This is a genomic window from Ruegeria sp. YTSC230 (assembly GCF_059609665.1).
The window spans coordinates 100,289-112,702 of sequence record NZ_JBXWMC010000003.1 but is presented as its reverse complement, the minus strand read 5'-3'; the positions used below and the strand labels follow the sequence as shown (position 1 = coordinate 112,702).

Sequence of the window (12,414 nt, the reverse complement as noted above, 5' to 3'; positions counted from 1 at the left end):
TATGCACGACCTGGTCATTTTCGATTGCGATGGTGTTTTGGTCGACAGTGAGCCCCTGTCCAATCAGGTGATGGTTGCGAACTTTGCCCGACATGGACTGTCCTTGACGGCGGAGGAGTGCCACAGGGTTTTCACCGGCAGGACCATGCCGGAAGTGCAGGATATCGCGCGCGATTTGGGGGCCGACCTGCCCGAGAACTGGATTATGGAATTCGATGCCGAAACCGACGCCCGACTGCGTCAGGGTGTTCCTTTGGTTCCGGGTGTAGCGGAATTGCTGACGCTCTTGGATGCGCGCGGAGTTCCTTTCTGCGTGGCGTCCAATGGCGGGCCTGACAAAATGCGAGTCACGCTGGGGCAGAATGGTCTTTGGGATCGCTTCAAGGATGTGATGTTTTCAGCCTACACTTTGGGAGTCGGTAAGCCCGACCCCACCATGTTCCTTACAGCAGCCCGTCAATTTGAGGCCACCGCGCCAGTTGTAATTGAAGACAGTGCCAGCGGCGTTACCGCAGCAATCCGTGCCAATATGCGCTGCCTGGGCTATGTGCCTGATGGAAAAGGTGCATTTCTGGCGGACCTCGGAGCAGAGGTTTTCACCGACATGGCCGAGGTTCCAGCCCTTTTGGGAATTTGACTTGACCGTGGTAAGCTCGGCTTATGGACCGCGCTTTAACTCCACCGCTCTGGACCCCTTCCGACGCCGCTGAAACCCACACCGGACCCGCGCCCAAGCCTTTGCGCGCGCCTGTGTTCATCCACGACGCGATTACGCCGTGGGGCACGGAGACATTGCTGCTGAAACTGTTGCGCGAGCAGGCCGCCGATCAGGACGAATAGGTCGGATGGAATTTATTGCCCGGTGACAGGGTAAAGATATCGACACCATCAGCCGTCACACCCACCGAGTGTTCGAACTGCGCAGACAGCGACTTGTCGCGGGTCACCGCAGTCCAGTCATCGGCCAGTGTTTTCGTCTCAGGACGGCCAAGGTTCACCATCGGTTCGATGGTAAAGAACATGCCCTCTTCCAGAACCGCGCCAGTGCCCGGACGGCCATAGTGCAGCACGTTTGGCGGCGCGTGGAATACCCGGCCCAGGCCGTGACCACAGAAATCGCGCACGACGCTCATCCGATGCGCCTCGACATATGCCTGAATGGCGTGGCCGATATCACCGAAGGTGTTGCCCGGCTTGACCGCCTCGATGCCTTTGAACAGGGCATCATGTGTCACTTGGACCAGACGCTCAGCCTTGCGGGGCAGTTTGCCCGCAACATACATGCGCGAAGTATCGCCGAACCAGCCGTCTACGATGACCGTAACGTCGATGTTCAGAATGTCGCCATCCTTCAGCTTCTTGTCGCCGGGAATGCCGTGGCAGACCACGTGATTCACGCTGATACAGCTGGCATGCTGATAGCCCTTGTAGCCAATTGTTGCCGATGTCGCGCCTGCATCCTCGACCATCTGCGTGATCATGCCATCAATCGCGCCAGTGGTCTGGCCCGGAAAGACATGTTCTGCAATATCGTCGAGTATCCGCGCGGCCAAGGCCCCTGCCGCATGCATGCCGGCAAAGTCACCCTGTTCGTAAATGCGGATGCCGTCCTTGGTCAGACGGCCACGATGTTCTTTCATCGACGCTAAGCTCCAAATGTTGCGCGCAGCCTGCCTTTTACGCTGCTTGTGCAGAAAGTTCCAGAGGGTGCGCGTTTGCGAGTGTTAGATGGCGCGGAACGCCCCCGGATCAAGGCTGCAAAGTCTATCAAATTCGCTCAAAATCATAATTTCAGATAGAATGTTGTTCTTTCCCAGTGAGATCGTTTTGGAGGGTCAAAATGTCCAGCAATTCTGCCAGTTTTATCGGTGAAATTCCACACCATTACGATCAGGGTCTGGGACCGAACATTTTCGTAGACTATGCCGACAGGTTAACCGGGCTGTGTGGCGGCCTTGAAACGGGTCGCGTTCTGGAGCTTGCCGCAGGAACGGGAATTGTCAGCCGTAAGCTGCGCAACACGTTAAACCCGTCTGTTTCGCTGACGGTTTCGGACCTTAATCCGCCCATGTTGGAGATTGCAAAAGCAAAGTTCTCCGGCAGTGAGAATGTCGAGTTTGTCCAAGCGAACGCAATGGAACTGCCCTTCGAAGACAACAGTTTTGACCTGATCGTTTGCCAGTTTGGCGTGATGTTCTTTCCAGACAAAACTGCGTCATATCGCGAAGCTGCCCGTGTTCTGAAGCCAGGTGGCCGGTACGTTTTCAACGTCTGGAGCGATATGTCCGAAAACCCGTTTTCCGAGACAGCTCACAAAGCGGCGATGACGTTCTTTCCCGAAAACCCACCGGGATTCTACAAGGTCCCGTTCCACTATGGCGACCCCGACATCGTACACGCGGACCTTGGGGCCGCAGGTTGGGGAACCGTTACGCACGAAACCATCAGGCTGAACAAACCAATCGCCGACCTTGAGAAATTTGCGACAGCCCTGGTGTATGGAAATCCGTTGATTGACGAAATCAGAGCGCGCGGAGGCGTCGATCCGGATGCGGTTGTGGCCGAAATGCTGTCGGCGCTGCGGTCCAGATTTGTGGCCAGTGATATGGTGATGCCCCTGTCAGCAACCCAGTTCGAATGCCGAAACAAGGGGTGAACCGGACCTGACGGTGGGCGGGTGACATTATCCGGGCAGGTTAAAGTCCCCGAACCGTGTGGTATCCACCCAAACACCCTCGGGCGAAATTTGCGTACCATACACCAATCGCTCGACACCCTTCGCCTGTGCCGTCTCAAATGCCGCCGCATAGGCCGCGTCTATATCCGCCGCCAAACCAAACCGATCGCAATCCGTGCGCTGCACCAGATACAGCATGATCGCGCGATGTCCTTGGGTCACCATGGCCGTCAGCTCTCCTAGATGTTTGGTACCGCGTGCGGTGACGCTGTCGGGGAACTCTGCCAGACTTGGTTCACGGGACAGGGTCACGCTTTTGACCTCGACATAGGCGTCGGGCAGGCCAGGTTGCGTCAGCAGAAAATCAATACGGCTGTTTTCGCCGTACTTCACCTCGGGACGGACGGTTTCATAGGCTGCAAGCTCAGGTATTTCACCGGCCCGAAGGGCCGCGCGCAGGGCTTTGTTGGGCACCGAGGTGTCAACACCGGTAAAATGCCCATTCTCATGATCGACCAGACGCCAGCCATATTTCAGCTTTTTCTTCGGGTCGTCATTGGGCTCCAGCCAGATCTTCTCACCCGGTTCGGCCAAACCCAGCATGGAACCCGGATTGGCGCAATGTGCGGTTACTTCGCGCCCGTCTTCCAACTGGCAATCGGCCAGAAAACGTTTGTAGCGTCGGATCAGGCGGGCGGGGATCAATGGGGTGGCAAACTTCATGCCACCCGGCTTAACGCGCGCCCGCCCGTATGGGAAGTGTCAGACGAGGCCCGCCATTACGCCACCATCAACATCCCAGACTGCCCCAGTGACCCAACCCGCATCATCGGACAGAAGATGGGTGACGGTATGCGCCACATCCTCGGGCCGACCGACGCGACCGATCGGGTGGAAAGCGTCGAAAGCATCAGTCAAGGTCGCCTCGATCTGGTCCGGCGAGATAAAGGCACCATAGATGGGGGTCACCACCACTGCCGGAGAAACGGCGTTCACTCGGATCTTATGTTCCGCCAGTTCCATTGCCAGATGCTGCGTCAGGGAATGAAGCCCGGCTTTAGCCATCGAATAGGCCGAGGACGGTGTGGCGCGAACTGCCTGTTTTGCCCACATAGAGCCTATGTTGACGATATTTCCGCCTCCGTTGGTTATCATGTTTTCGACCACGGCCTGCGTGATGAAAAAGGTCGCGCGGTTCAGGTCCAGATAGCTGTCGTAATCCTCGGCCGTGTGTTCCATGAACGGTTTTGGCGCGAATGTCCCGGCTGCATTCACCAATCCCTGAATGTGACGCGTGTCCGATTTGATCTGGTTGATCAGTCTTTCGATGTCTGCCGTGTCACGCAGGTTCGCGCGGTATATGTCCGCGTTGTCGCCAAGTTCCGCTTTCGCCGCGTCCAACTTGCCAGCGGATGACCCGACAAGGGTCACGTGCCCGCCGCTTGCTATGATTTGGCGCGCTGTGGCCAGACCCATTCCGCTGGATCCGCCGACGATAAGTGTTGTTGTCTGTGTCATGATCAGATTCCCTATCTACTGATAGGTAGATATATTGAGCTTGGAAACTGAAATACAACCCCCTATCTAGTGGTAGGTAATTTTTAGATTGATGAGCAGATGCCCAAAACGGAAAAACCCCTGTCAGAAACTGCCAGCCATATTTTGGATGTGGCCGAGCGTATGGCGCGACAAGGCGGGTATTATGCCTTCAGTTTTCGCGACATCGCAGCAGAAATCGGCATCAAATCGGCCAGCATTCACTACCATTTTCCCACCAAGGAAGCTTTGGGTGAGGCGCTGGTTACCCGGTACACTGATCGGTTCCTGGGGGCGTTGGGACGGTTGGACGAAGCCACGCCATTGGAATCTCTTGAACAATATGTGGCGGCATATCGACAAGCATTGATCGAACAGGACCTGATGTGCCTGTGCGGTATGTTCGGTGCTGAAATCGCAAGGTTGCCGGACCCGGTCGCCAGAAGAACGCGTGAGTTTTTCGAACGCAATCTCGTATGGCTGGAAACGGTTTTCCGGGCCGCAGGGGCCGCGAATCCCGAAGCCCGAGCAGGGGAAACGATTGCCCGCCTGGAAGGGGCGATGATTCTGGCGCGGTCGATGAACGATATGGACCTGTTCCAACGCGTCACTGCCGATTTGCCTGCCCAAGCGCTGCGAGAATGACAAACGGGCCTTGCGAGGTTCAGCAGGAACGATATCTTGCGGCCTGTGCCATATCAGGAAAGGACAGGTCATGCCGAACCCAACCGCAGCAATGCTTGTGATCGGGGATGAAATCCTGTCGGGACGCACCCGGGATGCGAACATGCATTACCTTGCGCAGGAACTGACCAAGCAGGGCATTGATCTTAAAGAGGTTCGTATGGTCAGCGATGACGTCACTGCCATCGAACAGGCCGTGCGCGCCCTGTCGGACCACTTTGATCATGTGTTCACCAGTGGCGGAATAGGCCCGACCCATGACGATATCACGGCCGACTGCATTGCCCGCGCCTTTGGTGCATCGATTGACGTGCGCGCCGACGCCCGCGCACTGCTGGAGCGACACTATGAGAATTCAGGGCTAGAACTGAACGCCGCGCGCCTGCGGATGGCACGTATTCCGGAAGGTGCGAAATTGATAGACAACCCGGTCTCAACTGCGCCGGGATTCACCCTTGGCAATGTGCACGTCATGGCGGGAATCCCCACAATTTTTCAGGCTATGGTCGCCAGTGTTTTGCCTAAGCTGACCGGCGGCGATCCCCTGTTGTCGCAAACGCTGCGGGTCAACCGGGGTGAAGGTGATATAGCCTCGACCCTGTCGGCTTTGGCTGAGGATTACCCTGATCTCGCCATCGGCAGCTATCCGTTTCAGGTAAATGGTGTATTCGGCTCTAACGTGGTGGTTCGGGGCACGAATGGGTCACAGGTCGATGCGGCCACGACCCGGTTGGCGAAAGAGCTGGAGCTTTGAGCCCGAACTGGGCCGACGTTGTCGACGGCACATGGCCGGCGGCTCGGTTCGAGACAATTGGCCCTTTTCGCCTGCGGCAAGGGTTGGGTGGTGGCTCACGCGTTTCCGCAGGTAGCGCTATGGCATCGGCGACCGACGCGGATATTGAAGCCGCCGAACAGGCAATGCGCGCGATGGGTCAGCGGCCCATATTCTGCCTGCGACCGGGCGACGAACGGCTGGATCAGCAGCTTGCGGATCGTGGCTATGACATTCTTGATCCCGTCAACATCTACCAATGCCCGGTCGAGCACCTGACCGATACGCCCATTCCTCGGGTCACCGCCTTTACCATCTGGAGTCCACTGGCGATCATGAACGAGATCTGGGCGCAGGGCGGGATCGGGCCAGAGCGGCTGGCTATCATGGACCGCGCCGAGGGGCCGAAAACGGGGATATTCCTACGTCATTCCGATCACCCGGCGGGGACCGGTTTTGTCGCCATTCACGACGACGTCGCCATGGTTCATGCGCTAGAAATGTTACCGGCCTATCGCCGTCAGGGCTTGGGAAAGTGGGCCATGCGCGCGGCTGCAATCTGGGCGCAGAAGAACGGTGCAAAAACGCTAAGTGTGATCTGCACCAAGGCCAATGACGGGGCAAATGGTCTCTACCATGCGCTCGGGATGGAGATAACCGGCGAATACCATTACCGTCAGCTTGTCCAAGGAGAGTGACCACCGTGACCGATCAAACCCTGCCCACCGCGCTGGACCTGCCGATGGTGGACCCGCTGCCGCCTGAGACGCAGAAATACTTTGATATCTGTGTCGAAAAACTGGGCTTTGTGCCCAATGTTTTAAAGGCTTATGCGTTCGACATCGAGAAGCTGAACGCGTTTACGGCGAATTATAACGACCTGATGTTGGGTGACAGCGGGTTGTCAAAACTGGAACGCGAAATGATTGCGGTGGTCGTGTCCGCGATCAACAAATGCTTTTACTGTCTGGTGGCCCATGGTGCAGCTGTTCGGCAATTGTCGGGCAATCCGCAATTGGGCGAGATGCTGGTTATGAACTACCGCGTGGCCCCTCTGGTCGATCGTCAACGCGCCATGCTGGATTTTGCCGCCAAGATGACGACCGCCAGTACCGAGATCGAAGAACCTGATCGCCAACGTCTGCGCGATGTTGGTTTCAGCGACCGGGACATTTGGGACATTGCCAATGTGACCGGCTTTTTCAACATGTCGAACCGGGTGGCTAGCGCAACAGCGATGGCCCCGAACGACGAATACCATACGCAGGCCCGATGATACGAACCGCAGCCCTTTTTCTGATGATGATGGCCAGTCAGGGTCTTGCACAGAACCTGACGTTGCCCTCTGGCGCACGGCTGGTCAGCGACCGGACGAGTGAATTGGACAGCTATGAGCTGCCAATCGGTCCTTTTGCTGACGGTGCAGTGCCCGCAAGAGAGGTTGAAGGAAAGGTCGAGCGGTTAACCTGGCGGCTGCAATCGGGCTCCAGCACCACGCTGCAATTACTGGCCCCGCTGCGGGATCAGATCGCCGCGCAGGGGTACGAGATCCTGCTTGAGTGTCAGGCCAAAACGTGTGGCGGGTTCGATTTTCGATTTGGCACCGAAGTCGTGCCCACACCGGACATGTATGTGGCCATTCAGGACTATCGCTTTTTGTCCGCCATTCGGGGGGGCAATGTGGTCAGCCTGCTGGTCAGCCGCAATCCGCCTGACGGGTATGTGCAGATGATCCGCGTCACACCGGTGGGTGCAGAGGCTCCGCCGCCGCTTGTGATCGACGAGCCAGTCACGTCGTCCAGCGACCTGTTGGCCGAATTGGAGCAAAACGGCCATGCAATATTGGAAGATCTTCATTTCCGTACCGGAGAGATGACGTTGGGCGAAGGGCCTTTTGCGTCGCTGAAATTGGTTGCGGAGTTTCTGGACAAAAACCCAAACATCCGGCTGGCACTTGTGGGTCACACCGATGACACGGGCGCGCTGGATGCCAATATCTCGGTCAGTACCGGCCGTGCGCAGGCCGTGCGTGCCCGGTTGATCGAGGCGCATGGGATCGCGGCAGACCGGGTCGAAGCGCGCGGGATCGGCTATCTGGCCCCGCTCACCTCGAATGCCACGCCGGAAGGCCGCGACTTGAATCGCCGGGTCGAGGCGGTCTTGCTGATCAACTAAAGCCTGCGGTGCAGACCAAATCATGATCTACAAAAAAAGGGCCCACGCAATTGGCGCGGGCCGTACAGTTTACCGAGGTTAATTCACCAGTCCATCGGGCCTTTTTCGTGAAAGGCATCGACGAGAAAATCTATGAATGCCCGCACCTTGGGCTGTGTAAAGCGTCCGGGCGGGTAAACGGCGTAGACGCCCTGCACCTCGTCCGGAAGCGATGGCATCGCATCCACAACGGCACCGGATTTCAGCGCTTCTGCGTACAGATAGCTGGGCAGATATGCGATCCCCAGACCAGAGATGGCGGCGTTCAAAAGGGATTGCCCATCGTTCACGCTCAGCCACCCTGCGGTGCGAACCTGTCTTTTTTCACCCGACGGCGCGGTCAGCCTCCACACGTTGCCAGAAGACTGGCTGGAGTAATGCAGCAACTTGTGTTCGTTCAGATCGTCAATTTTCTGCGGTCGGCCGAATTTCTCGACATAGCTGGGCGCCGCGACCATCCGTTTGACAGTTTCTGTCAGTTTACGGGCGCGCAGGGTGCTGTCTTCCAGTTCACCAATCCGGACGGCCACATCGAACCCTTCTGAAATCAACTCGACGTAGCGGTTGTTCAGAACCATATTCACTGTGATATCAGGATAGGCCGCCAGAAAATCCGACAGAACCGGAGACAGATGATTGACGCCGAAATCTGTTGCAACGCTGATCCGAAGCAGACCCGAGGGGGCGGATTGCATCGAGGTCACAAGCGCATCAGCTTCGCCCGCATCATTTAGAACGCGCCTTGCGCGATCGTAATATGCCAGGCCAATTTCCGTCGGCGACACGCGCCGGGTCGTGCGGTTCAGCAGCCGTGCGCCCAGACGGGCCTCAAGGCTGGAAACATGCTTTGACACGGCCGATTTGGAGATGCCCATTTTCTTGGCCGCATCGGTGAAGCCACCTTGGTCCACCACATTGGCAAAGGCTTCCATTTCGGTCAGTCGGTCCATTCTCATTCCCCAGGTCTTAGTCCTTTTTTCCAACCTGACGTCCAATCTAGGCGGAAACAGGGCGGACATGGGATAATATCAGGGTTTCAATTCGGATCGTTTGCATATGGGAAACGCGGAAACGATGGTTTCCTAGATGGCCACAAAGCCTGTAAGCCAAGGGTTTTGGGTGATTTCGGCCAGATATGCTAGGGTGACAATGGCAAATTTGTGACCACGGAGGAGATCATGAAAGCCATTTATACCATCGCAGCCATATGTCTGTCCGCGACCCTTGTATGGGCGGGTGGCGAGACGCCGTCGAACCCAGACGCACGGGTCTATTTTGTAAACCTGTTGGACGGCGACACGGTTTCATCGCCGGTGACCGTGGTCTTTGGGCTAAGCGGGATGGGCGTGGCCCCCGCCGGAACCGAGGTGGAAAACACCGGGCACCACCATTTGCTGATCGACCGCCCGCCATTGGGTGAGGGCGGGGACGGTGTGGACGAGCTGGCCTATGGTCTGCCTGCGGACGACAACCATCTGCATTTCGGCGGGGGACAGACCGAGGTGACAACGGAATTGGCCCCTGGTGCACACACGCTGCAACTGGTGCTGGGCGATGCCGGGCATGTGCCACACTCCCCTCCTATTGTGTCCCAGGTGATCACGATAACGGTCGAGTAGCCGACGTGCCTTCGCGGCGCAGGCAACTATGCCACGTCGGGCAATAGGAAAATACGGCGCGCCAGCGCCGAATTCAGCCGTTCTTGTGGATACCATTGGCTGAGGGCTGTCTTGGCCATCAAATCGGGGTTTTCCGCAATGAATGCCTCGAAAGTGCTGGATTGTGAACTGGCAAGACGCTCTGCGATCAGACTCATGAATGCGTAAGTGATCGTCAGGTTGAACTTATCCGGGGCACCGGCTTTGACCGCAAGTGTTCGGATCCCTTTGGCGTAGATCGCTGCAGCATCGATAAAATCGTACTTTCGCAGCAGGTCATATGCGACCTGTACATGTTCGGCATGTCCGAACGTTGTGTTGTCGATGGCGTGTGCCTCAAACGCGCTGGTGATGTCGGTGCTCATTCTCCGTCCTCCTTGAAACGGTGGCTGTCCTCGGCTGTCCAGTCGAGGTCGTAGACATTTTTGAGCTGTTTGATCTTCTCCAGCGTTTCCTCGGAAAATGCTGGCTTGTTCTCAAAGCTATGCAGGGTAATCCCCTCGATCAGATCGCCAAGGGTCATGTCCAGCGACTCTGCCAGCCCCTTGAGGACTTTCAGCAGGCGTTTTTCGATACGAATTCCCGTTTGGGTGCGTTCAATTTTTTGACTCATGAGGTATATGTGTATATAAGTACCAATAGAGTCAAGTGGCACAAAAAAAGCCGCCTCCTTAGAAGCGGCTTTCGTCAGAGCAATTGTGACAATGGCGTCAGAACGTAGCCGCCAGTCGCGTCCCCTGATTGATCGCCCGTTTGGCGTCCAGCTCTGCCGCCACATCTGCCCCGCCGATCACGTGCGGAGTGATGCCGCGTTCGATCAGCGCATCTGCCAGGCTGCGCTCGGACAGCTGACCGGAACACAGAACGATTGTGTCCGCCGCGATCACGGTCGGATCAGCACGTTCTTCGCCAAAGCTGACATGCAGGCCGTCCTCATCGATACGCTCGTAGTTCACGCCGCCCACAAAGTTGACGTCCTTCATCTTGAGCGTAGCGCGGTGAATCCACCCGGTTGTCTTTCCCAGGCCCTTGCCATGCGCTTGCTTCTTACGCTGCAGCAAGGTGACATCACGCGCAGGTGCCGCAGGCTGAGGGCCTTCTGGTGCCAGGCCCGAGCGATGCTTCGCCGGATCCGTCACGCCCCACTCCTTCATCCATGCGGGCAGGTCGGTGGTGATGCTGTGGCCGTCTTCCAACAGGAACTCGGATACATCAAACCCGATGCCGCCTGCACCGATCACGGCGACAGACTTACCCACGTCTGCCTTTTCACGCAGCACGTCGATATAATTGATGACGTTGTCCCGATCCTGACCCGGGATTTGCGGATCGCGCGGAATGACACCAGTAGCGATAACCACCTCGTCAAAGCCGGTCAGGTCGTCAGCGCTGACTTCGCGGTTCAGCTCTACCTTCACACCCAGATCGGTCATCATGGTGCGGTACCAATCGACCAGTCCCCAGAACTCTTCTTTGCCCGGAATCTGCTTGGCCATGTTCAATTGGCCGCCAATCTCCGAGGCGCGATCGAACAGGGTTACGTCGTGTCCGCGCTGCGCTGCAGTCATCGCGGTGGATAATCCCGCGGGGCCGGCGCCGACAATGGCAATCGTCTTTGGCGCTTCAGCTGTGGTGATTTCCAATTCGGTCTCATGGCAGGCGCGCGGATTCACAAGGCACGAGGTCAACTTGCCGCTAAAGGTGTGGTCCAGACACGCCTGGTTGCAGGCGATGCAAGGCGCAATCTGTGCCGCTTCACCTGCAATTGCCTTGTTGACGAAATCCGCATCGGCGAGCATCGGACGGGCCAGAGACACCATGTCGGCGCAACCCGTCGACAGGACCTCTTCGGCGACCTCGGGTGTGTTGATCCGGTTCGAAGTGATGACCGGAATCGACACCTTACCCATCAGTTTTTTCGTTACCCAGGCAAAGGCCGCGCGCGGAACGCTGGTGGCGATGGTCGGAATGCGTGCTTCGTGCCAGCCGATGCCGGTATTGATGATCGTGGCACCGGCCTCTTCGATACGCTGGGCCAGTTCAACGACCTCTTCATGGGTCGAGCCATTGGGGATCAGGTCAATCATCGACAGGCGATAGATGATGATGAAATCGGTGCCCACGGCCTCGCGCGTGCGGCGAACGACCTCGATCGGCAGGCGCATGCGGTTCTCATAGGACCCGCCCCAACGGTCGGTGCGCTTGTTGGTGTGTTTCACAATGAACTGGTTGAGGAAATATCCCTCGGACCCCATGATCTCGACCCCGTCATAACCCGCTTTCCGGGCCAGAACGGCAGCGTTCACGATGTCGCTGATCTGTTTCTCGATACCTTCCTCGTCCAGCTCATTCGGCGGGAAGGGCGAGATCGGGGATTTCACCGGGCTGGGGGCCACACATTTCGGACCATAGGCATAGCGACCCGCATGTAGGATCTGCATCGCGATCTTGCCGCCCGCGTCGTGCACCCGCTGTGTCACGATGGAGTGGTTCGCGACCTCTTTGTCATTGGTCATCATCGACGCGCCGGGCAGCACCGATCCTTCAAAGTTCGGGCCAATCCCGCCTGTCACCATCAATGCGACACCGCCACGGGCGCGGTCGGCATAGAATTCGGCCACACGGTTCCAGTCGCCGGTTTCCTCAAGCCCTGTGTGCATCGACCCCATCAGGACGCGGTTCTTCAAAGTCGTAAAGCCCAGATCCAGCGGGGCCAGCATATTTGGGTACGCAGTCATGGCGAACTCTCCCTCCCGATTTGTCGACGCTAGATTGACCTTCGCGTCAACGTTGTCACGCGAAACCTAACGTCACACCCTTTGCCTTCACTCCGCTGCTTGCTACAGAACCTGCAAAGCATGTTTATGAGGCTG

16 protein-coding genes are annotated in these 12,414 nt (G+C 57.4%); 9 read left to right on the top strand and 7 right to left on the bottom strand.

Annotated features, from left to right (window positions below):
• The first annotated feature begins 1 nt into the window (after position 1).
• Both AC2FD9_RS07640 and AC2FD9_RS07635 read left to right on the top strand, forming a co-directional pair.
• On the top strand, positions 2 to 637 hold the full coding sequence (locus AC2FD9_RS07640; protein ID WP_496836188.1) for an HAD family hydrolase: 636 nt from the start codon (positions 2 to 4) through the stop codon (positions 635 to 637).
• A 23-nt stretch (positions 638 to 660) separates the two neighbouring features.
• Entirely contained in the window at positions 661 to 840 is a 180-nt protein-coding gene (locus tag AC2FD9_RS07635) for a hypothetical protein (RefSeq protein ID WP_058275000.1), read from the top strand.
• On the opposite strand, the gene map is transcribed toward AC2FD9_RS07635, so the two are convergent.
• Positions 828 to 1,640 carry a type I methionyl aminopeptidase gene (gene map, locus AC2FD9_RS07630; RefSeq protein WP_058274999.1) on the bottom strand — a complete coding sequence of 271 codons (813 nt, stop codon included), beginning with the start codon at positions 1,638 to 1,640 and terminating at the stop codon, positions 828 to 830. The two genes, AC2FD9_RS07635 and map, sit on opposite strands and share 13 nt — an antisense overlap.
• 200 nt (positions 1,641 to 1,840) lie before the next feature.
• Between map and AC2FD9_RS07625 the strand changes: the two genes are divergently transcribed.
• A complete protein-coding gene (locus AC2FD9_RS07625; protein WP_496836185.1) occupies positions 1,841 to 2,656 on the top strand; it encodes a class I SAM-dependent methyltransferase in 816 nt (271 codons plus the stop codon).
• Positions 2,657 to 2,683: 27 nt separating this feature from the next.
• On the opposite strand, the gene sfsA is transcribed toward AC2FD9_RS07625, so the two are convergent.
• Complete coding sequence (sfsA, locus tag AC2FD9_RS07620) at positions 2,684 to 3,400, bottom strand: DNA/RNA nuclease SfsA (RefSeq protein WP_496836184.1); 717 nt, start codon at positions 3,398 to 3,400, stop codon at positions 2,684 to 2,686.
• Positions 3,401 to 3,439: 39 nt separating this feature from the next.
• A complete protein-coding gene (locus tag AC2FD9_RS07615) occupies positions 3,440 to 4,195 on the bottom strand; it encodes an SDR family NAD(P)-dependent oxidoreductase (protein ID WP_496836182.1) in 756 nt (251 codons plus the stop codon).
• A gap of 99 nt (positions 4,196 to 4,294) precedes the next feature.
• Here AC2FD9_RS07615 and AC2FD9_RS07610 point away from each other — a divergent pair, with 99 nt between their 5' ends.
• The 5 genes from AC2FD9_RS07610 to AC2FD9_RS07590 all read left to right on the top strand — a co-directional run bounded on the left by AC2FD9_RS07610 (position 4,295) and on the right by AC2FD9_RS07590 (position 7,844).
• A complete protein-coding gene (locus AC2FD9_RS07610; protein ID WP_496836180.1) occupies positions 4,295 to 4,858 on the top strand; it encodes a TetR/AcrR family transcriptional regulator in 564 nt (187 codons plus the stop codon).
• 70 nt (positions 4,859 to 4,928) lie between these two features.
• A complete protein-coding gene (locus AC2FD9_RS07605) occupies positions 4,929 to 5,651 on the top strand; it encodes a competence/damage-inducible protein A (protein WP_496836178.1) in 723 nt (240 codons plus the stop codon).
• Positions 5,648 to 6,367 (top strand): GNAT family N-acetyltransferase, encoded by a 720-nt coding sequence (locus AC2FD9_RS07600; RefSeq protein WP_496836176.1) that lies wholly within the window; start codon positions 5,648 to 5,650, stop codon positions 6,365 to 6,367. Before AC2FD9_RS07605 ends, AC2FD9_RS07600 begins: the two co-directional genes overlap by 4 nt.
• A gap of 5 nt (positions 6,368 to 6,372) precedes the next feature.
• Positions 6,373 to 6,945, top strand: coding sequence for a peroxidase-related enzyme (locus tag AC2FD9_RS07595; protein WP_496836175.1), 573 nt, complete (start codon positions 6,373 to 6,375; stop codon positions 6,943 to 6,945).
• Complete coding sequence (locus tag AC2FD9_RS07590) at positions 6,942 to 7,844, top strand: OmpA family protein (protein WP_282170181.1); 903 nt, start codon at positions 6,942 to 6,944, stop codon at positions 7,842 to 7,844. Before AC2FD9_RS07595 ends, AC2FD9_RS07590 begins: the two co-directional genes overlap by 4 nt.
• Before the next feature lie 83 nt (positions 7,845 to 7,927).
• Here the strand turns inward: AC2FD9_RS07590 and AC2FD9_RS07585 are convergent, their stop codons facing one another.
• On the bottom strand, positions 7,928 to 8,833 hold the full coding sequence (locus AC2FD9_RS07585; RefSeq protein ID WP_058275233.1) for a LysR family transcriptional regulator: 906 nt from the start codon (positions 8,831 to 8,833) through the stop codon (positions 7,928 to 7,930).
• A gap of 228 nt (positions 8,834 to 9,061) precedes the next feature.
• On the opposite strand from AC2FD9_RS07585, the gene AC2FD9_RS07580 reads away from it, so the two are divergent.
• Complete coding sequence (locus tag AC2FD9_RS07580) at positions 9,062 to 9,502, top strand: DUF4399 domain-containing protein (RefSeq protein WP_496836173.1); 441 nt, start codon at positions 9,062 to 9,064, stop codon at positions 9,500 to 9,502.
• Positions 9,503 to 9,528: 26 nt separating this feature from the next.
• Here AC2FD9_RS07580 and AC2FD9_RS07575 read toward each other — a convergent pair whose 3' ends face one another.
• The 3 genes from AC2FD9_RS07575 to AC2FD9_RS07565 all read right to left on the bottom strand — a co-directional run bounded on the left by AC2FD9_RS07575 (position 9,529) and on the right by AC2FD9_RS07565 (position 12,279).
• A complete protein-coding gene (locus AC2FD9_RS07575; RefSeq protein WP_496836171.1) occupies positions 9,529 to 9,906 on the bottom strand; it encodes a hypothetical protein in 378 nt (125 codons plus the stop codon).
• Positions 9,903 to 10,154, bottom strand: a complete 252-nt coding sequence (locus tag AC2FD9_RS07570) for a hypothetical protein (protein ID WP_496836169.1) — start codon at positions 10,152 to 10,154, stop codon at positions 9,903 to 9,905. The genes AC2FD9_RS07575 and AC2FD9_RS07570 overlap by 4 nt, the downstream gene beginning before the upstream one ends.
• A gap of 97 nt (positions 10,155 to 10,251) precedes the next feature.
• A complete protein-coding gene (locus AC2FD9_RS07565; RefSeq protein WP_496836167.1) occupies positions 10,252 to 12,279 on the bottom strand; it encodes a 2,4-dienoyl-CoA reductase FMN-binding domain-containing protein in 2,028 nt (675 codons plus the stop codon).
• Positions 12,280 to 12,414: the final 135 nt, after the last annotated feature.

Coding starts and splice junctions, on each gene's coding strand:
- AC2FD9_RS07640 (WP_496836188.1), top strand. CDS start 2: ATGCACGACCTGGTCATTTTCGATTGCGATGGTGTTTTGGTCGACAGT.
- AC2FD9_RS07635 (WP_058275000.1), top strand. CDS start 661: ATGGACCGCGCTTTAACTCCACCGCTCTGGACCCCTTCCGACGCCGCT.
- map (WP_058274999.1), bottom strand. CDS start 1,640: ATGAAAGAACATCGTGGCCGTCTGACCAAGGACGGCATCCGCATTTAC.
- AC2FD9_RS07625 (WP_496836185.1), top strand. CDS start 1,841: ATGTCCAGCAATTCTGCCAGTTTTATCGGTGAAATTCCACACCATTAC.
- sfsA (WP_496836184.1), bottom strand. CDS start 3,400: ATGAAGTTTGCCACCCCATTGATCCCCGCCCGCCTGATCCGACGCTAC.
- AC2FD9_RS07615 (WP_496836182.1), bottom strand. CDS start 4,195: ATGACACAGACAACAACACTTATCGTCGGCGGATCCAGCGGAATGGGT.
- AC2FD9_RS07610 (WP_496836180.1), top strand. CDS start 4,295: ATGCCCAAAACGGAAAAACCCCTGTCAGAAACTGCCAGCCATATTTTG.
- AC2FD9_RS07605 (WP_496836178.1), top strand. CDS start 4,929: ATGCCGAACCCAACCGCAGCAATGCTTGTGATCGGGGATGAAATCCTG.
- AC2FD9_RS07590 (WP_282170181.1), top strand. CDS start 6,942: ATGATACGAACCGCAGCCCTTTTTCTGATGATGATGGCCAGTCAGGGT.
- AC2FD9_RS07585 (WP_058275233.1), bottom strand. CDS start 8,833: ATGGACCGACTGACCGAAATGGAAGCCTTTGCCAATGTGGTGGACCAA.
- AC2FD9_RS07580 (WP_496836173.1), top strand. CDS start 9,062: ATGAAAGCCATTTATACCATCGCAGCCATATGTCTGTCCGCGACCCTT.
- AC2FD9_RS07575 (WP_496836171.1), bottom strand. CDS start 9,906: ATGAGCACCGACATCACCAGCGCGTTTGAGGCACACGCCATCGACAAC.
- AC2FD9_RS07570 (WP_496836169.1), bottom strand. CDS start 10,154: ATGAGTCAAAAAATTGAACGCACCCAAACGGGAATTCGTATCGAAAAA.
- AC2FD9_RS07565 (WP_496836167.1), bottom strand. CDS start 12,279: ATGACTGCGTACCCAAATATGCTGGCCCCGCTGGATCTGGGCTTTACG.